The 18,995-nt window shown below is 48.4% G+C and carries 19 protein-coding genes and 1 tRNA gene; 9 read left to right on the forward strand and 11 right to left on the reverse strand.

Annotated elements, in window-relative coordinates; genetic code table 11:
• Positions 1–47 precede the first annotated feature (47 nt).
• Positions 48–266 carry a translation initiation factor IF-1 gene (gene infA / locus DQW12_RS01445; protein ID WP_113905930.1) on the forward strand — a complete coding sequence of 73 codons (219 nt, stop codon included), beginning with the start codon at positions 48–50 and terminating at the stop codon, positions 264–266.
• A 65-nt stretch (positions 267–331) separates the two neighbouring features.
• Here the strand turns inward: infA and clpA are convergent, their stop codons facing one another.
• Together clpA and clpS are read right to left on the reverse strand one after the other, a co-directional pair.
• Positions 332–2,587: an ATP-dependent Clp protease ATP-binding subunit ClpA gene (clpA, locus tag DQW12_RS01450; RefSeq protein WP_113905931.1), complete on the reverse strand. Its 2,256-nt coding sequence runs from the start codon at positions 2,585–2,587 to the stop codon at positions 332–334.
• A 25-nt stretch (positions 2,588–2,612) separates the two neighbouring features.
• The gene (gene clpS / locus DQW12_RS01455) at positions 2,613–2,930 is read right to left on the reverse strand and encodes an ATP-dependent Clp protease adapter ClpS (protein ID WP_113906583.1); all 318 of its coding nucleotides are present in this window, start codon (positions 2,928–2,930) and stop codon (positions 2,613–2,615) included.
• 373 nt (positions 2,931–3,303) lie between these two features.
• Here clpS and cspD point away from each other — a divergent pair, with 373 nt between their 5' ends.
• Positions 3,304–3,531 (forward strand): cold shock domain-containing protein CspD, encoded by a 228-nt coding sequence (gene cspD, locus DQW12_RS01460; RefSeq protein WP_113905932.1) that lies wholly within the window; start codon positions 3,304–3,306, stop codon positions 3,529–3,531.
• Positions 3,532–3,620: 89 nt separating this feature from the next.
• On the opposite strand, the gene yejK is transcribed toward cspD, so the two are convergent.
• On the reverse strand, positions 3,621–4,676 hold the full coding sequence (gene yejK / locus DQW12_RS01465) for a nucleoid-associated protein YejK (RefSeq protein WP_113905933.1): 1,056 nt from the start codon (positions 4,674–4,676) through the stop codon (positions 3,621–3,623).
• 74 nt (positions 4,677–4,750) lie between these two features.
• On the opposite strand from yejK, the gene DQW12_RS01470 reads away from it, so the two are divergent.
• Both DQW12_RS01470 and DQW12_RS01475 read left to right on the forward strand, forming a co-directional pair.
• Positions 4,751–4,969 (forward strand): YejL family protein, encoded by a 219-nt coding sequence (locus tag DQW12_RS01470; RefSeq protein ID WP_113905934.1) that lies wholly within the window; start codon positions 4,751–4,753, stop codon positions 4,967–4,969.
• A gap of 15 nt (positions 4,970–4,984) precedes the next feature.
• On the forward strand, positions 4,985–6,604 hold the full coding sequence (locus tag DQW12_RS01475) for a DUF3413 domain-containing protein (RefSeq protein WP_113905935.1): 1,620 nt from the start codon (positions 4,985–4,987) through the stop codon (positions 6,602–6,604).
• A 115-nt stretch (positions 6,605–6,719) separates the two neighbouring features.
• Here the strand turns inward: DQW12_RS01475 and DQW12_RS01480 are convergent.
• A tRNA-Pro gene (locus DQW12_RS01480) sits at positions 6,720–6,796 on the reverse strand.
• 152 nt (positions 6,797–6,948) lie between these two features.
• Here DQW12_RS01480 and DQW12_RS01485 point away from each other — a divergent pair.
• Entirely contained in the window at positions 6,949–7,230 is a 282-nt protein-coding gene (locus DQW12_RS01485) for a hypothetical protein (protein ID WP_113905936.1), read from the forward strand.
• On the opposite strand, the gene DQW12_RS01490 is transcribed toward DQW12_RS01485, so the two are convergent.
• The 6 genes from DQW12_RS01490 to DQW12_RS01515 are packed head-to-tail and all read right to left on the reverse strand — an operon-like array spanning position 7,231 to position 11,254.
• Positions 7,231–7,446, reverse strand: a complete 216-nt coding sequence (locus tag DQW12_RS01490; protein WP_113905937.1) for a hypothetical protein — start codon at positions 7,444–7,446, stop codon at positions 7,231–7,233.
• Positions 7,447–7,484: 38 nt separating this feature from the next.
• Complete coding sequence (ltaE, locus tag DQW12_RS01495; RefSeq protein WP_113905938.1) at positions 7,485–8,495, reverse strand: low-specificity L-threonine aldolase; 1,011 nt, start codon at positions 8,493–8,495, stop codon at positions 7,485–7,487.
• A 22-nt stretch (positions 8,496–8,517) separates the two neighbouring features.
• Entirely contained in the window at positions 8,518–9,726 is a 1,209-nt protein-coding gene (traF, locus tag DQW12_RS01500) for a conjugal transfer protein TraF (protein WP_113905939.1), read from the reverse strand.
• A complete protein-coding gene (locus tag DQW12_RS01505) occupies positions 9,726–10,271 on the reverse strand; it encodes a YgjV family protein (RefSeq protein WP_113905940.1) in 546 nt (181 codons plus the stop codon). The genes traF and DQW12_RS01505 overlap by 1 nt, the downstream gene beginning before the upstream one ends.
• A gap of 43 nt (positions 10,272–10,314) precedes the next feature.
• Positions 10,315–10,704, reverse strand: coding sequence for a hypothetical protein (locus DQW12_RS01510; protein ID WP_113905941.1), 390 nt, complete (start codon positions 10,702–10,704; stop codon positions 10,315–10,317).
• Positions 10,688–11,254, reverse strand: coding sequence for a DUF192 domain-containing protein (locus tag DQW12_RS01515; RefSeq protein WP_113905942.1), 567 nt, complete (start codon positions 11,252–11,254; stop codon positions 10,688–10,690). Before DQW12_RS01515 ends, DQW12_RS01510 begins: the two co-directional genes overlap by 17 nt.
• A 126-nt stretch (positions 11,255–11,380) precedes the next feature.
• Here DQW12_RS01515 and DQW12_RS01520 point away from each other — a divergent pair, with 126 nt between their 5' ends.
• Complete coding sequence (locus DQW12_RS01520; protein WP_113905943.1) at positions 11,381–11,782, forward strand: hypothetical protein; 402 nt, start codon at positions 11,381–11,383, stop codon at positions 11,780–11,782.
• 20 nt (positions 11,783–11,802) lie between these two features.
• On the opposite strand, the gene waaA is transcribed toward DQW12_RS01520, so the two are convergent.
• A complete protein-coding gene (gene waaA, locus DQW12_RS01525; RefSeq protein WP_113905944.1) occupies positions 11,803–13,062 on the reverse strand; it encodes a lipid IV(A) 3-deoxy-D-manno-octulosonic acid transferase in 1,260 nt (419 codons plus the stop codon).
• 224 nt (positions 13,063–13,286) lie between these two features.
• Between waaA and DQW12_RS01530 the strand changes: the two genes are divergently transcribed.
• The 3 genes from DQW12_RS01530 to DQW12_RS01540 are packed head-to-tail and all read left to right on the forward strand — an operon-like array spanning position 13,287 to position 18,982.
• On the forward strand, positions 13,287–14,195 hold the full coding sequence (locus tag DQW12_RS01530; protein ID WP_232819857.1) for a gluconeogenesis factor YvcK family protein: 909 nt from the start codon (positions 13,287–13,289) through the stop codon (positions 14,193–14,195).
• A 42-nt stretch (positions 14,196–14,237) separates the two neighbouring features.
• On the forward strand, positions 14,238–16,943 hold the full coding sequence (locus DQW12_RS01535; RefSeq protein ID WP_113905945.1) for a M14 family metallopeptidase: 2,706 nt from the start codon (positions 14,238–14,240) through the stop codon (positions 16,941–16,943).
• Positions 16,944–16,966: 23 nt separating this feature from the next.
• Positions 16,967–18,982: a S9 family peptidase gene (locus DQW12_RS01540; protein WP_113905946.1), complete on the forward strand. Its 2,016-nt coding sequence runs from the start codon at positions 16,967–16,969 to the stop codon at positions 18,980–18,982.
• The last annotated feature ends 13 nt before the right edge of the window (positions 18,983–18,995 follow it).

The following is an 18,995-nucleotide window of genomic DNA, read 5'->3' on the forward strand; positions in this document are numbered from 1 at the left end:
TAAATCAATAGGCACCGCCCTACTGTCGATCAAGATTCGAGGAATAAATGGCGAAAGAAGATAGCATAGAAATGCAGGGCACCATTCTAGAGACCCTGCCAAACACAATGTTCCGAGTAGAACTCGAGAACGGGCATGTAGTGACTGCGCATATTTCAGGAAAAATGCGTAAAAACTATATCCGCATTCTTACTGGCGACAAAGTAACCGTACAGCTTACCCCGTACGATCTAAGCAAAGGCCGCATCGTGTTCCGTACGCGTTAATTTTAGGCCGTTATTTTAAGCATAAGCGCGAAGAACAAAAAACCCGGCACAAGCCGGGTTTTCATCTAAGCTACCGTTTCACTCTCATTGTCGAAGCTGAAATGCAACCCTTCACTGTTTTCTTCAACACTCACTTGAACATTTCCACCTTGCGCTAAGCGACCAAACAAAATTTCATTGGCCAGCGGCTTTTTCAAATGCTCTTGAATAATGCGCTCCATAGGTCTTGCGCCCATCGCCTTATCGTAACCATTCTCAGCGAGCCAAGCGCGTGCTGCTGTATCAAGTTCTATCGACACTCCTTTGCGATCAAGCTGAGCCTGTAACTCGCAAATAAATTTGTCCACCACCTGAAGAATAATTTCCTCGTCCAAGTGATTAAACCAAATAATACCGTCGAGTCGGTTACGAAACTCAGGTGTGAATATTTTATTAATTTCAGCTAAAGCGTCGAAGCTATGATCTTGCTGACGGAAGCCAATCGACTTTTTCACCGTTTCACGGACGCCTGCATTGGTGGTCATAACAAGCACAACATTACGGAAATCTGCCTTGCGCCCATTGTTGTCGGTAAGCGTGCCATTATCCATCACTTGCAATAGAATGTTGTAAATATCGCCATGCGCCTTTTCAATTTCATCAAGCAGTACCACGGAGTACGGGTTTTTAATAACGGCTTCGGTTAATAAACCGCCTTGCTCATAACCCACGTAGCCTGGCGGTGCACCGATTAACCGGCTTACGGCATGACGCTCCATATATTCCGACATATCAAAGCGCAGTAGCTCTACCCCCATGGCCTTAGCAAGCTGTTGCGTGACCTCTGTTTTACCCACACCTGTAGGCCCAGCAAATAAGAACGAACCCACCGGTTTGTGCTCACCGCCTAAGCCTGAGCGCGACAAACGAATGGCCGACACGAGGCTGTCTATTGCTTCGTCCTGGCCAAAAACCACCAACTTAAGGTTGCGGTCTAATTGTTTCAACATGCTCTGGTCGGTTCGCGACACCGATTGCGCGGGAATTCGCGCTATTTTGGCAATAATGCTTTCAATGTCGCCTACGCCTATGGTCTTTTTGCGTTTTGAAGGTGGCAACAAGCGCTGGCTTGCACCGGCTTCGTCCATTACATCAATGGCTTTATCCGGTAAATGCCGTTCATTGATGTATTTCGCCGACAACTCGGCAGCTGCGCGGATTGCAGGCTGGGTATAACGAATACCATGGTGCTCTTCGTAACGATCGCGTAAGCCCATTAAAATGCGCGTAGTGTCTTCAACTGAGGGCTCGGGCACGTCTATTTTCTGGAACCGACGCACCAATGCACGATCTTTTTCAAAAATATTCTTATATTCTTGGTATGTTGTAGATCCAATGCACTTCAATTCACCGCCACTCAATAACGGCTTCAACAAGTTAGACGCGTCCATTACACCACCCGACGCAGCCCCTGCACCTACGATGGTGTGAATTTCGTCGATAAACAAAATAGCATGCTCTTGCTGGCTCACTTCTTTGAGCAGTGCTTTAAACCGCTTCTCAAAATCGCCTCGGTATTTTGTGCCGGCTAACAACCCACCCATGTCTAAACTGTAAATGGTTGCGTCACCAATAACTTCCGGCACCTCTCCTTGCACAATTCGATAGGCGAGCCCTTCGGCTAAAGCAGTTTTACCTACACCCGCCTCACCGACAAACAGCGGGTTATTTTTCCGCCGCCGACACAGCACTTGAATGGCCCGCTCAAGTTCGTCGTCGCGGCCAATCAAAGGATCTATTTTGCCTGCCAAGGCACGCTTGTTTAAATTGGTACAAAAACGCGAAAGGTACGTGGCTTCTTTTTCTGCACCCTCCTCTCCAAGCGTTTCCTCACTTGCTGCAGACTCTTCGTCGGTGCGCGAAATACCATGCGAAATAAAGTTTACAATGTCTAACCGTGTTACATCGTGTTTATTCAGTAAGTAAACGGCTTGCGACTCTTGCTCACTAAAAATAGCAACCAGCACATTCGCACCGCTTACCTCAGAGTTTCCTGAACTTTGCACATGAAATACGGCGCGCTGCAGTACGCGTTGAAAACCTAGTGTTGGCTGCGTTTCGGCGTCACCTTCTCCGAGTTTCGGCGTAGATCGTTCAATGTAACTGAATAATTCGTCTTTCAAATGTTCAAAGTTTACACCGCAGGAACGCAAGGCATCCGCGGCTTCCGGATTGTCGAGCAATGCCAATAGCAAATGCTCCACAGTCATAAGTTCATGTCTACGTTCACGTGCAATACGAAAAGCATCATTTAACGTGAGCTCTAGCGCTTTATTCAGCATAGGTGCCTCCTACTGCTATAAATGATTAGGCCTGCTCCATCGTACAGAGCAAAGGATGCTGATGTTCTCGTGCATATTGATTCACCTGCACTACTTTCGTTTCCGCTATTTCGGCTGAATATACACCGCAAATGGCTTTTCCCTGATAGTGAACTTTTAGCATAACATCGGTTGCTGCTTCCTGGTCGAGCTTAAAAAAACGAACAAGTACCTCAATGACAAAGTCCATTGGGGTGTAGTCGTCGTTGTTCAAAAGCACCTGATACTGCGAAGGTGGTGTTAAACCAACAATGGTCTCTTCGTCGAGATGGTGCTCGGGCAATGAATCACTGTACTTACTCATATTTATACTATAGTCGCTTGATTTGGGTTCAGGGAAATCGAAAGCTAATTTTTTTGTTAACATTTTGTACAAAAAAGCCGATAAATTCCTTGACTAATATTTAACCTACTCTAGAGTTAGATATGGTGTTTTTAAAACGTGTTTTCAAGGTACAGAATAAACTGAACCGACACGAGCACCAAGCCCATTCGCTTTAAAACGCAGAGCAATGGTTAAACAAAGTACACGTAGTATTCATCCAGAGCTACGGGCGAGGCAAACACCGCAACAATGTAAATTCGTTTACTTGTTGTCAACATACAAATAACAAGGCTGTGGCCTGGCTCCGAACTATAAAGCTCGTTGTTTGAACGACAAAGAAGGAAGTAGAAGTATGGCAACCGGCAAGGTGAAATGGTTCAATAATTCTAAAGGTTTTGGTTTTATTGAAAGTGAAGCTCGTAGTGGCGATATATTCGCACACTACTCAACCATTCAAATGGAAGGCTACCGCACCCTAAAAGCAGGCCAAGAAGTCGAGTTCGAACTCGAGGAAGGCCCAAAAGGCTTACATGCGGTTCAAATTGTTCCCGCTGCAGGCGAGTCACCCGGCGAGGGTTGAGCCAAGCCCGCAGAAAAAATGCCAGCAATCGCTGGCATTTTTATTTATCAATCCTTTGTTCGGTAGCTTCAAAACCTCGCTATTTGGCGCTAATCATTAAGCCCAAAGTAACGGCGCAGCTGGTCGCGCAAATTCGGCGGTGTACCCGTAATGGTTAAGGTATCGGTGGCAGGGTCATACTGTACACGCTCCCCAAGCATCTTCTGTTCAAAAGCAACACTTAAACCGCCGCCTTGGCCTTGGAACTTAACTAACTGACGAAGCGCCGATTTGTCGGCTGGAAATTCGTCTGGTAATTCCTTGTCTTGCGCTGCCGTATATTGCTTTAACGACGGAGCTCCCTTTTCTTGTAGCCGCGCATCAAGATCCTTCACTCGAATTCGCTCGCCGCTTTGCCACTGCTCGCCACAATAGTCGTAAACCTCTTGGCGCACCTGCTCTGCTACGTCACGTGGAATTTCGTTGTTTGCGACAAACGCCTGAACACTGTGCACGAGGCTTTCTGTGCTCTTCTTGGCATTAATACGTTCTGCACAGCCCAAGAAATCCAAGAAAAAGTCGGAAACTTTTCGGCCAGCCCGCCCCTTAATAAAGGAGATATAGTCCATGTCGTTATGTTGAGCTGCATACTCAGTGAGGTTGATGCGCGCGGCCAGTTGTAGCTTCGACACATCAAGCTGCGCGGATCGGTTCACCGACAAGTCCGGTTGCACCATTACGCCGTCTCGAATAGGCAAAAAACTCACCAACAAAAACCGGTCGGCGGTTTGTTGATAATCGGCAAGCATTAAGAAACCACTTTCACCAAAACCATACTGGGAAATTTCGTCTTTTAATAAACGCGCCGCGTGCTGCGAAAAAGTGAGGAAATCATTCTCGCCTTGTAGCCACGCATTCAGAAGCAGTTCAAACTTAGCGGGTTCGCCGTTATCAGTATTGTTATCTGTGTCCGTTTCTGCTTCAGCCTGCACAAACCGCGCATAGCCTTTTGCGGGCTTTGCGTTATAAACCCGATTCAGCTCTTCTAATAACGCCAATACGTCTGCATTGTCGGTAAGTACATGCGGCGACAGCCGTAAGCCGAACTGACCGTCATTATCGAAATATAGGTGGTGTACTACACTGCTGGTTATTTCTAGTTTCATTCCGCCTCTCGCTTTGCAAGCGCCTGATTTGTGTTAAACTTCGGGCAATTCTACCACGGTATAGCGGTGAACCCATGCCTATCGTTTCAAAATACAGCCAAGACCAACAAGAAAAATTATTTCAGTCTTTGTTAGCGCAACTTACCCAAGACCAAATTCCGCGCGACTTGGCACTAATGACACTCGGTAACTTGGTTACTCACGTATTGAACCAAGAGCCTTCCGCGAACCGTCGCGAGCAGCTGGCCAAGCAATTTGGGGCTATACTCATCCAATCGGTACAAGAAAAATAGAAGGCTCCGTATTTCATGAGTAAATATCAGCACCGAGAGCGGATTGCACAAAGTATTAGCTGGGGCCACTGGTTTACCCTAGCGAACATTATTTTAGCACTGCTCATCGGTACGCTGTATTTACAATCTGCCAATATCACGTCTAGCTTCTCTGCCGGCTTTTACATGTTGGTAAGCTGGCTCGGGCATTTTGCCTTTTTGCCCTTTGTGTTCTTTATTGTTTTGCTTTTCCCCTTATGTATTTTGTTCCCCTATTCCCGTTTTCTTCGCGGTATCGGGGCTGTGTTAGCGTCGTTTGGCATTTTTGCGCTTATGCTCGACGCCTTGTTCTTCTCCCGCTATGGCTTTCACCTAAATACCTACGCTTTGGCTCAACTCGCCACCGACGCCGAACAATGGTTCAGCGGCGGTAGCTTCGTTATGCTGGTGGCGAGCATGCTTACTTTTCTGGCTATTTTTGCAATTCAGCTTCTACTAGCTAATCTAACTTGGAAAAAGCTAACATTTCTCAGCAATATGAGAATTACCAAACCCTTACCCGGCATTTTTATACTGAGCTTTTTCCTCAGCCACAGTATTCACATTTGGGCCGACGCAACCCTTTATACTCCAATTACACAACAAGACGACTTGTTTCCTCTGTCGTACCCAACTACGGCAAAGTCATTAATGACCCGCCATGGTTGGATCGACATTTCGTCGTTCGACCGCCAGCGTAATGAACTAAACAATGAAACCATTCAGTTAAAATACCCAGCCAGCACTCTACTCTGTGCGCCCCAGCGTAATGTAGAAGGTAGCCTTTACGTATTCTTTGACCAACTGTCCACCGAGCAGCAACAATTTATTTCATCGCAACTGCCGCAACTGGCAGCCTACGAAGGCACATTGGTAGGTAACACCAACGGTGCAGCCGCAGTTTTTCAAAGCCTCTACGCTATACCCGACCGTTATCAAACGTCTGTTGCAGAGTCCCAGTTGCCACCAGCCTATCTTGAAACCCTGAACGACTTTGGTTACCAAACTCAAGTTTTCTACACCGCGGGTTTTCATACCAGCCTCATTCCACAAGGCGTTCCAGCTGCAGCGCTGAGCGGCCAAGTAGAGCAACCGGCACTTGGCGAATTGAAAATCATTTTAGCAAGCCATGTTGATCTTGTTGAAACCGTGGAGGCCCTTCAAGCGCTGCTTACAAGCTATAATGGCCAAGTTTACGTGTCAGCACTTACAGCCAACAGTAACGGTTTGTCTTCAACAACCGAGAACCAAAGCCTTACACAACGGTTAAACGTGCCTTTATGGACAGTTCGTGTTTCTGTGCACACAATGCGCCAATTCGTTTTACTTGAAGATCTGATTCCTAGCACTCTGGAACGCTTTATTTCATGTGCTGACGGGCTTGCCGGGCTGAGCACCGGCGTACCACTGAGCGAGCCGTTAACCGGCTTACCGCGGGTAACCACTATCGGATCTCGTATTTATATTTTCGAAGCCGATAAAACCAGTGTATTGAACCCAAATGGCGACGTAAATGTGTTTGGAAATAACGGTGAAATGTTAATTGGCGAGCAACCTAGCACTACGGTTTTAATGAATGGCTTAACAGAATTGCAGCGCTTTAACCTGCCCCGTTAACCTTTTCTTTGCCCCTTTTTAGCCCCTCATCGGCCACATATTGGCTACACACCCTTGGCATGAATCGCGGGCAAAAAAAAAGGAGCTTGTAAGCTCCTTTTTTTATGAGTTTTTTTGGTCGGCGTGAGAGGATTTGAACCTCCGACCCCTGACACCCCATGACAGTGCGCTACCAAGCTGCGCCACACGCCGACCGTGCGGTGTATCTTACTTAAATCTAACGTGATCGCAAGTGCTTTCAGGAAAAGCAAACTTCGTTTGCTGTTAATTTGCACAGTTTAAGCAGATCAGCGCCAGCGAAGCTGATAAACTAACGTGCACAGCGACTCGATAGGTTAAAGACTTTGAACAAACATTTCTTTCAGCAGCAACAACAACGCTTTACTCAGCATCTGCAAAATGCAAAACAGCAAGGCCTGCTACAAAAGCTACTCGCTTGGTTACTTATTGGGCTCATGCTGGTGGTGGGACTATCGCTCTTGGTGTTTTTCTTGGTACTAAGCTGGGTGCTCATACCTATTTTACTTATTGTTGCTTATATCCGCCGTAAGCGTGGCAAAACCACGCATACACAGCGATCAGGGCAAGTTTTTGATGCTGAAGTTATTGACCGAAAAGAAGATTGATTACTTTAAACTGTCAATTTCTGAACGTAATTGATAGCTTTTGTCGGTCACTATAGTTTCGAGACTTTTAACCCGCTCATTTAACGCTTTCACTTCGTTTTGCAAACGATCAACTTCAGGCCCATAGCCCTTGTTTTGGCTTTTTTTATGCGCTTTAAACATCTCACCAATAGTGGCAACCACCACAATGAGCACGATCATGGTAAATAAATCCATACTATCCCCCGTTTCTTATTATTTATTACACCAGCCGGTTATTTATTACACCAAGTGGTAAAGGCGTTAATCATACGCTGAATGTCTTCACTTGTTAGATTTAAATGCGTAACAAAACGTTTCCGAATGCCTTGCATCGGAATGAGTATATTCTGCTGCTTGAGAAATAGCGCACAATCTGCAGCGTCTTGTTCGCTGCCAAAGCGAACATAAACCATGTTAGTCTCACAAAACTCTATATTCACTTTCGGCAAGTGTTCAAGCGCTTGCGCAAGCAGCTGCGCGTGTTCATGATCCTGCGCAAGACGTTCAATATGGTGGGTTAAACTGTAATCCATTGCTGCAGCAATAATACCCGCTTGGCGCATACCACCACCCACCATTTTGCGCCAACGGAGTGCTCGCCGAATAAAGGCCTTATCGCCTATTAAAACCGAGCCCATTGGGCAGCCGAGCCCTTTTGAAAAACACACCGACACCGAATCAAATGGTGAAGTCAATGCAGCTACCGAGGTACCAGAGGCAACACTGGCATTGAATATTCGTGCGCCGTCTAAATGCGTAAGCAACCCTTGGCTTTTCGCCAAACGGCAAGCCGACTCTATCCAGTCTTGGTCAATAACTTTGCCGGTGTGAGTATTTTCTAGTGCTAACAGTCGAGAGACAGGAAAATGCGGGTCGTCCGGTTTAATTCGCTGCTGCAAAAGCGCTAGCGAAAAACTGCCGTCGGTTTGCAATTCAATGGTTTGCGGAACAATACCACCCAGCGCCGCAGCGCCTCCGGCTTCGTAGCGATAGGTGTGATATTCCTGGCCGACAAGATATTCATCGCCGCGCCCACAATGCGCCAGCAGCGCACATAAATTACTCTGCGTGCCCGAAGGAAAAAGCAACGCGGCTTCTTTTTGAAAGAGTGTTGCAATACGCTCCTGCAATGCATTCACCGTTGGATCATCACCAAAAACGTCATCGCCTACGGCCGCGTTGCGCATTACCTCGCGCATTTCCTGCGTGGGCTGTGTTACCGTGTCGCTGCGAAAATCTATCATGAATGTTTCCTATTCCACCGCATTAAAAGCCGTAAACAAACTGAAACCCGCCACCAAAGCGGTCATTTCGATTATAGGTCGCAGACCAGTTCAAATGTATATTCGGATACAGAGTTAAACCCGCACCTGCGCTCAGAGTGTCGGTGTAAAGCGCCTTTAGGTCGTGCCGTATACCAAACCGAAGTTGTACATTTGGGCTCTTTTGCCACTCGGCACCGAGCCGCACAAATTGGTGCTGATAAACATCCCCGAATAATAAACGCTGGCTCCAAGGTGCCATTCGCAAATAGTTCTGCGCGTTAAGATCGGTGTCTGCAGAGACTAACCAACCACGCGACCGCCAACCTACACCTAATACATACTCAGGTTCAAAGCGATAATCGATGGGGTGCAACGTTTCCGCCACAAAAAACGGCACTGATGCCAACTCGTGCTCAAGTAGATTTCGCCCCACCACTCCCAAGCTCCAAGGCCCTCGAGTATAAGTGAAGCCGAGATCAACATTCGCTACGCTCTTGTGCGTTGAGTATTGCGCAGCGTCGAACTGAGTGTCGTCGAAGTTTTCGATGGTGTCTGCGTACGCATAAGCGTCGAGTCGCTGCACTTTAGACGACACCCCTACAGACCAAATCCCTTGCTCACTCTCGAAGCGTTTACCAAAAACCGCGCCAAGTTCGGATTGTGTTGCGCCAACAACCAGGGCCGAGCTACGTAGGTCAATTAAGTCGTTGGGAGAACGTGCATTTTCAATCAGCGTATGATCGGCTTCTGCCAATTTAGTTCCAGTAAACAACCGAGGCTCCACTCGCACGTAAAGCCCGGCTGAAAGCTGTTCAAGTGGGAAGCTGGCAAGCGCATAAAAAGACGCATTAAAGTGCAAACTTCCTTTTATTCGTTCAAACGACGAGGCAAGCTGTTCACGCGCCTGTTGTATTTCCTCTAAGTCGCTTTCACTAAAAAGCGTTTCGAGTTGTTTATAATCACGCTGAAACTCCGTTACACGGCCAACAACGCCGTGTGGGTCAGCGCCCTCAAAGGTAAATGAGGGAAATACCACCGCACGCTCGTTTGTGATCATCAAAGCGGGGTTTAAATACCCAGCTTGCAGTGGCGTGCCATTACTCACCCCTGCACCCGCCATAGCTTGAGTTCTTGTTTCTGCGTACGCCACGGTTGCAACCAAACTGCACACACCTAAACCAATGAAGACCACCCACTGCAAGCGGGTCATTATTTTGTACCTTCCTGCGCTGTGGTCGTCGTTGCATCTTGTTGCTTACGGGTACGCTTGTCGCTCAGCAGTTTAAGTACAATACTCACTAAATTGGAGAGGTTAAATAACACACCAAACGTGCTGCCAATAAAAGCAGCATAAATAAGGCCAAGCAATTCAGCGAGGATAAACCAACGGCGAATAGCCGTTGCATTGGTTAAAACAATAGTGCCCACGGTAAAAATAAGCGCCGACGCGTAGGCGATAAAGAGTATCGCGGAGTTACCTAAATAAAGCCATTCCCACAAACAAAAGCCAATATTGACCGCCACAAAACCAAAAAGAATGCGTTTTTGCGTGTATTTCATTGCCACTATATTGCGCACTGCGCCAATACCGAGTGCAATACCACCTGCCAAAGCGCCTTGCATAAAAAAGTGGCTACTTAAAAAAGCGAGTGCTAATGCAGCAATGAGGCGATAGGTATTGGCCGACTCGGCACGGTAAGCAATAAAGTTGGTCACAAGCGCTAAAAGGCCAGTAACGGTAATCCAAATTTCCACGTTTTACTCCAGGTCATTTTTCGGCCGCGCACTATACCAAGACTTATTTGCGCTGGGTATACCGATTCGCTTGAAAGTCGTAATCTGCTACTAAGCGATTGCTATCAAACACGACCGTAAGGGTAACCAAGCCGCTTTTACCTGCATCTAAGTCACGATAAGACTCGGTGTAATTCCAAAACTGATAACCGCCATTCTCGCTCACACCCTGTGGACGGCCGAACCATTGTGCCACCTGATGCTGCATTGTTCGGCCGCGAATCAGTAGGCGTTCCACATCTTGTTGGGTTAACGACGCTAAGGTAACGGGGCCTGCGGATGTCTGTGCAGGAGAGTTCGCGCTGGTACTTGCACATGCCGTGAGCCAAAAGCACAGGCATACCAACAAGGCTTTAATCGGAAAATCTTGATACCACTTACTTATTCGACGCATCGACTTCACAGCTCCCTTCTTTAAGTTGAGTTCCTACAACTATTCCCCACTTCGCAAATTCGCCTTGTTGCATTTCGAGCGCATACATAAACGGGTATGCAGACGGATAATTGGGGCAACGGCTCGCGAAAATCGAACGGCACGGCTCCATTTCTAGGGTTTCCAATATCACACCGTGTTGATCGATATAGGCAATGTCTAAGGGAAGTAAGGTTTGGAACATCCAAAACGCGCGCTTTCGCTCGGCTGTATAAATAAAAAGCATACCATGCCCGCTTTCAAGCGACTCGCGGTGCATCAAACCTTTTGCAATTTCGCCAGTGGTTCGCGCTAATTCCAGTGTTAAATTAACCCCAACGTGGTTGTTCAAACCATTTTGCTCAGTTTGAGGAGCCGCGTTTAAAACACAATACTGAGCTTTCTCAAGAAACTGTGGTTGCATATTGGCAACGGCTGGGCTGGCTATTAGCAATGCACTTAGCACCGGTATGAGCAACGTACTCAGCAGATAAATGCGCGGTACACGAGGCGGTAGAATATTCTTCACCATGGTTTCCTATTCTTTAACAAAACATGTTGCACAAGCGCCTGTACTTCCAGTTACAATAACAACCGTGTTAGTGTGATTTAACTGCCGTTAACAACACCAAATAAATGAACAACAGGTTAACCTTATATGCCACGCGAAAAAACAACATCGGCTCTTATTCATAAAGCTTTTGCTATTGCCGCAGTAACCGGCTCAGTAAGCTTGTTGTCGGGGTGTGTTCTTACCACTACTGAACACCAATCGCCTATTCGCGATATGCGTCCGCAATTACAGTTCACTATTCATCATAACGCGAGTCCTAGCGACTATCAGGTTTTTTTAAATAATTTACGGCTCGGTACCGTTGCCGACTTTCTCTTGCATAATGAGAGCTTACGAACGCTGTCGGGCCGCCAAGATTTAAAAATTGTTTATAACGACCAGATTATCTTGGAGCGTTCGCTTGAATTAGACAATGGCACACGCCAGTTTATTCATGTTCCTACCGAGCATGAAAGCTTTCAAACCCATAGCGACGCAAAACCTTAAAAACACTGCCTTTTATGGCTTTAAATAAGCTGTTGCACGGCTGAGTGCATGCGCGCTGTGGCACCACGATGGCGCGCGAACAAATGCTGTGCCTGCGCACCGATGCGTTGCGCGGTTTCAGGAGTGGTTAATAGCCCAAGCCACGTGTCATGCATTCCTTCTGCATCGTTTAGCCAACGCACTGCTTGCAGCTGATCAAGCTGTTGAAACACCTCTTCGAAATTGAACACATGCCGCCCCGATGTAATTGGCACCCCAAACGCCATCGCTTCTAGAGGATTATGACCGCCGCGCTCTATTAAACTGCCACCAATGAAAGCCACTGTGGCAAGCCCGTACCACAACAACATTTCGCCCATGCTATCCGCTAATAGAACTTGCGTTTGCGGTAAAATCGGGCGCCCGCTACTTCGCTTAACCATGTGCAAGCCCCGTTGTTCTATCAAGTTTGCTACACGCTCAAAGCGTTCTTTATGACGCGGCACAAGAATAAGTAATGCATTGGGTTTGCAGGTCAGTAACTTTTCAAATGCGTCTAGAATAAGAACTTCTTCACCGTCGTGGGTGCTGCCGGCGGTAATCACTTGTCGCTCAGCCAACAGTTTTTGCATTGACGCCACATCAGCTTTGGTCGCACTCGGCACTTGCACATCGAACTTCAAGTTGCCGGCAACTTCAATATGCGCAGCAGGAACACCGAGCTGTTCAAACCGCGCTGCTATTTTTGCATCTTGTGCACCTACATAGCTAAGTTGTTGCCACGTTTTGGCAAAAATAGCCCGTGCTTTTTCATACCCTGCCGCACTTCTTGCCGACATGCGTGCATTGAGCAGGCACACCGGAATGCTGTTGCGCTTCGCACAACTCACTAAGTTCGGCCATACCTCGGTTTCGAGCAATACAATGGCGCGCGGATTAATACGTTTTACAAACCGAGCACTAAATGAAGGCGTGTCGAGCGGTATGTAACTGTGCGAAGCGGCAGGAAAAGCACTTTGAATTAAGGCGGAGCCTGTGGGGGTGTTGGTGGTAATATGCACCGCGGTATTCGACTTTAAGAACGCAGTGATCAGCGGCTTTGCGGCCATAAACTCACCCACCGAAGCACAGTGAATGACAACTGGACGCTGCGCTAAAGTGGTAACAAAGCCAAAGCGTTCCCGCCAGCGGCGCCGATACGCTGGGTTCTTACGGCTTTGCCAATATAAAGACACCAATGCGAACGGCAGTGCTAAATACCACACTATTGAATAACCTAACCGCGCAAAAAATTGAACCACGCCCTACTCCTTTCGTAAAATCGCGCCTATGGTGCCAAAATGCGGCACGTACCGCCAGTAAAGTTCGTTAACTGCATCGCTATATTCTACTTCACATATTTCACCAGTTAAGGCATTGTTTTATACAAACGAAAACAACAAACAAAAAGAACAGCGAGGTAATGGTGTTGCACTCGACATCACAGGCACCCGTCGCACCATCGGACACGACAGCACAGCCCTCCATGACCGAGGTAGCTCAAGCGAGCCAAGTACTCATGCCGCTAAAAAAAGTAACCGCATTAGGCGGCGGGCATGGATTAGGCCGTTTAATGGCCACTTTAAGTTTCCTGAAAAATCGCCTCGTGGGTGTTGTGGCTACTACCGACAATGGCGGTGCTACCGGCTTGTTACGGCAAAGCCACCAATGTATTGCCTGGGGCGATATTCGTAATTGTTTGTCACAGTTAGCTACCCAACCTCTTGCGGCTGAGTTGCTGAATTACCGCTTTAAAGAAAATTCCCCCTTGCAAGGACATAACTTCGGTAATTTGCTCCTGCACGCACTTGACGAAGTTTCGCCACGACCGCTCGACGGCATTCAGCTGCTCAGCCGCTTAATGCGAGTGAATAGCCGTGTGCTCCCTATGTCGGAAACCCCAACCGACCTGCTGGCCGAAACCAGCGACAACATTCGCTGTTTTGGTGAACTTCGGGTCGACGCTATGACCACAATGCCTGCACACTTAAGCCTCAGCCCGCAAGTAAGCGCCACGCCAGAAGTGATTGAACATATTTATGCCAGTGAACTTATTGTACTAGGGCCCGGCAGTTTACTGACCTCGGTCATGCCACCGCTATTGGTCCATGATATTCAGCAAGCGGTCGCGCAAAGCTCTGCGGCAATTATTTTTATTGATAATCTGGTGGCTGAACAAAGTCCTGCTGGGCGTATTTCTTGCGAACAGCGTATTCAGTGGGTAGAAAAACATTTAGGCGGAAGCAAAATTAATGCGGTGATTTCTAATCATATTTGCTCGCCTCTCGAGATTCCCGTTTTTAAAGCAAAAGCCGACACACACATTCCGCATCGGCACTGTGAGTCGAGTTTGCTGGTTGCAGTTGCAGAAGCTGTAAAGCATATACGCGCCTGAGCCATTAGGCTCAGTTGGTTTGAATTACAAAATGGAATAATGATGAAAAAAACATTAATTAGTTTTGCTATTGCGGCTGCTATTACCGCTCCTTACTTAGCCTCTACCGAGGCGAACGCTTTAACAAATAACACCTTAAACCAAGCGTTTGCAGAGCAAGAGTTCAAATCGAATGTTCCCACCATAGAATCTGTTTTGGGCTACAGCGCAGGCAGTAAAATCAGTTCGCCGGAAGGCATTCGCGCCTATTACGAAGCACTCGCAGCAGCGCTACCCAATCAAGTAAAGCTGGTGGAGTATGCGACAAGCTGGCAAGGGCGGCCGTTATTCTATGTGGTCATTTCAAGCGCTGAAAACATTCAACAATTGAACGAGCACGAAGCCAATATGCGACGCCTTGCAGATCCTCGGACAACGAACGATCGCCAAGCTGCAGCCATTATTGAAAATCAACCTTCAAGTATTTGGATCGCCAACTCTGTGCACGGCAACGAAATCTCTCCCGCCGAGAGTTCCATGGTTACCGCTTGGTATTTGCTTGCTAGTAATAGTAGTGAGACTGAGAGCTTGCTGGCCAACACGCTTATTTATTTTGACCCACTGCAAAACCCAGACGGTCGCGCGCGTTTTGTTTCGCGCTATTACGACACCCTTGGGCTTGCAGCCTCAGACGATCGCATCTCTGCCGAACACAACGAGCCGTGGCCACGTGGCCGAACCAACCATTATTTGTTTGACATGAACCGAGACTGGATTGCACTCACGCAGCCCGAAACGCGTGGCCGCATTGCTGCACATTTAAATAGCTACCCGCTGATATTTGTCGACTCGCACGAAATGGGGGGTGACCTGCCCTACTACTTTACCCCCGAAGCGCACCCATTTAACCCTTTTATTACCGCGCCACAGCGAGAAGGGCTGAATTGGGTTGGCGAAAATAATGCGAAGTGGTTTGATCAAGCGGGTTACGACTATTTTACCCGTGAAATCTTCGACGCATTCTATCCCGGTTATGGCGCCAGCTGGCCGCTCTATCACGGTTCGTTAGCCATGACCTACGAAGCGGGCTCTGCGCGCGGCCATCACTTTAGAACCCAAGAAGGCGATGTGCTGACCTATGCAGAAACAGTGCACCGTAATTTTGTTGCTTTTATGGCCACCATTGAAACGGCATCAACGCGTCGTGAAGCACTCTTGGAGCGTTTCTATAATTATCGCAAATCAGCTATTGCAGAAGGCTCAAGTGGCGATGCTCGTAGTTTTATCTTCCCCAACACGCGTGATCTGGCCGGCAATCGGAAACTCATGGGTATTCTCGCCGAGCAAGGCATTGAAGTTCACCAAGCCACAGAAAATTTCCGTGCCTGTGGCAACCGCTACAGCGAAGGTGCCTACGTGATACAAGGCAACCAACCCTCGTATCGGCTCATTCGAACCTTGCTTGATCAAGAAGTGCCCATGGACGCCGAGTTCTTGGCCGAACAAGAACGTTTGCGCGCGAATAACCTGCCCGATCAAATTTACGACGTAACGGCATGGTCATTGCCGTTAATGTTTAACCTCGACATGAACGCCTGTAATCGGGTGGTAAGCGCCGACTTGAAACCCGTCAGTAGCCATCGCATTACGCCAGGCAACGTCGTAAACGAAAATGCCGAGTATGGGTTCTTTGTGAACTGGGGCGACATGAATAGCGGCCGCTTCCTCAGTGCAGCGCTGCAAGCTGGGCTATTGGTTCGTAGTAGTGACCTGGCATTCACCGACGCAGAAAATCGGCAATTTGCCTCTGGCTCACTGATTATTCCTCGCACCGGCAACCCAGAGAACTTGAATGAAATTATACAAGAACTCGCTCACAACAGTGGTGCTCACGTATTAGGTGCCGCCTCGAGTTGGATGAAGTCTGGCCCCAACCCAGGTTCAGCCAATGTTCAACGCATGCATGCACCGGAAATTGCGTTGCTATGGGACGAGCCTGTGAATGCCTTAAGTGCTGGCAGTTCGCGTTTTGTAATTGAGCGCGAGTTCAATTACCCGGTTACGCCTATTCGCGCTGACCGCGTTAGCTCAAGCGATCTATCACGCTATAACGTTATGGTTTTGCCCGCTACCGGCTGGGGTGGCTATGACAGCGCCTTAGGTGAGCGTGGTCGCGAGAATTTAAGCCAGTGGGTTGCCAATGGTGGCGTACTTATCACCCTTGGTAATGCAACTCGATTTGCCACGCAGGGCGACGCTCCTTTGCTCAATAGTCAGTTGGAAGGAAAGGCTCAGGTGGACAATATTGCGCCGTTGCCTAACGAAAATGGCGCCGCCAAAGGCAGCATTATAACCGACGCGGCCGATCAACAACGTTACATCGAAAACCCACACGCAAGTCCAGACTGGGTGTCTGGGGTATTGTTACGCGCCAATGTTGATCAGGAACATTGGCTCACTGCGGGTGTGCATGATCACATCTATTCACTCTTTACCGGCACCGACATTTATACCCCTTTGCGCATTAACCACGGACGTAATGTGGTGAGTTTTGCCGATAAAGAGTCCGTACGCGCAAGCGGCTATATGTGGGCTGAAAATCATGAACAAGTGGCACACAAACCACTCGTGATGGTGCAAGAGCACGGTCGCGGCATGGTCATTAGCTTTACCCAAGAGCCAAACTATCGGGCTTACATGGACGGCATGCATGTGCTGTTTATGAACGCGATTTTCCGTGGCCATGCCCATGCTCGGCCGGTACGTTAAGCGCCGCTTCATAAGGAGTTTCGATGCTTTTACAACGAACATTTGCCCAGCTCGCCTGGGCTACTAGTGCCTGCTTTTTCTTAGCTGGTTGTGCGCTTACAAGCACACAAAGCTACGCAGACACACCTAGAATAACGGCAGAACATTATTATCAGCTCACCCAAATGAGCGATCTCACGCTCAGTAATAACGGTGAGCTGTTGGCGTTTACCCAAACGCATGTCAGTGAGGATCGTCGTGGCCGTGAGCGCAGTATTTATCTCCTTCGCGCAGGAGAAACCACGCCAATCCAATTTACACAAGGCAAAAGCGACAGTGCCCCGCTGTTTTCTCCAAACGGCGAACAACTGTTGTTTTTGGGTAGCCGTAACGACGAGTCTGGGCTTTATGTAATGTCGACCCATGGGGGTGAGCCCCGTTTGCACACTCAGCTGCAACAAGGCTCTATTCGCGATCTTGTTTGGCACCCCAATGGTCAGTTTATTTACTTAACCATTAGCCATGAGCCGGAGGTAACCGACCCATGGCAGAAAAAAGAGGAAGACAAAACTCCTAAAGCCGATGTGGATGTAATTGAATTTGCGCGCTACAAACGCCAGGGCGGTTATCTTTCGCCGAGTAAAACGACGCTATGGCGTATGAACGCCGACGGTAGTGAACCGATTCGGCTACTGACCGACTTCACGTTCGACATCAATGGCATCACCATTTCACCAAACGGCAAAAGCCTAGCCTTTACTACAAATCAACACCCAGAAGCGGAGAACGGCGCTTTTGCCAGCGATTTGTTCGTGCTGACCAACGAACAAGATCTACGAGCTGTTGAACACAGCGCGGTGTATCTTAGCCAACCGGTGTTTATCGACAACTACAATCTTGCTTATACCAGCCGCACTAATGCCTATGCAGCGCCCGCTTTGGAACGGATAAACCTACACAGCCAAGCGCAACAAGTATTGAGTGCTGCTATGGATTACCCACCACAACAACTTTGGGTATGGCAAAACGCATTGTGGTTCACCACAGACTACCATGGCAGCCGCCCACTGATGCGTATGACGCTCGATGGTAAAACGACCGAAGTCGTGCAAGGTGAAGGCTACAGCACCAGCAACTGGGCGGTAAGCCAGAACGGCGACCGCCTTGCTTGGGTGCGAGAAAATGAAACCACAGCCCCTGAATTGGTGGTAGCAGCCAACCCCAAGCAAGGCGCCCCCTTAGTTTATGCTCCAAACAACGAATGGGTGCAGCCACTCGAATTAGACGCATATCAACGTTTTACCACGCTCACTGCAGATCAGCATGAACTTGAGGTGTTTGTATTACTGCCGAAAGGTACGTCAAGTAGCAATAAAGTGCCGGTTGTGCTCAATATTAAGGGCGGCCCAGGCGGCATGTGGGGCCATCAGTGGTTTATGGAAAATCAACTGTACGCGGCTCGCGGCTATGCGGTTGTGTTTGTGAATTACCGTGGCAGTACTGGTTTTGGTTATGCGCACCAAAATGCCGTTCGCTTCGACTATGGCGGCGTAGACTACCGCGACAATATCGCCGCTCTGGACGCCGCTCTTGCCCGCTTTGCCGGGCTCGACGCTGACCGCCAATTCATTACTGGCGGCAGCCATGGGGGCTTTTTAACCAATTGGGCAACAACCCAAACCCAGCGCTTTAAAGCCGCGGTAACCCAACGTAGCGTGAGCAATTGGATTTCAGAAGCTGGCACTCAAGCGTTCCCGCCCATTTCTATGCGCGAAGAATTTGGCGGCAGCATTTGGGAAAATTACGACTATTATTGGAATCGATCGCCGTTAAAATACGCCAACCAAGTCACCAGCCCAACGCTGATCATTCACAGCACCGACGACCACATTACGCCTATTGGTCAGGGCGAAGAATGGTTTTATGCGCTACACGCCAATAACGTGCCGGTAGAAATGGTCGTGTTCCGTGGTGAAGGCCATGGCTTAAGCCGTAATGGCCGCCCGGTTAATTTGGTTGAGCGCTTAAACCGTATTGTTGACTGGTTCGACGCGCATTAACCTTCACTTTGCC

Source organism: Aliidiomarina celeris (assembly GCF_003316875.1).
GTDB lineage: Bacteria > Pseudomonadota > Gammaproteobacteria > Enterobacterales > Alteromonadaceae > Aliidiomarina > Aliidiomarina celeris.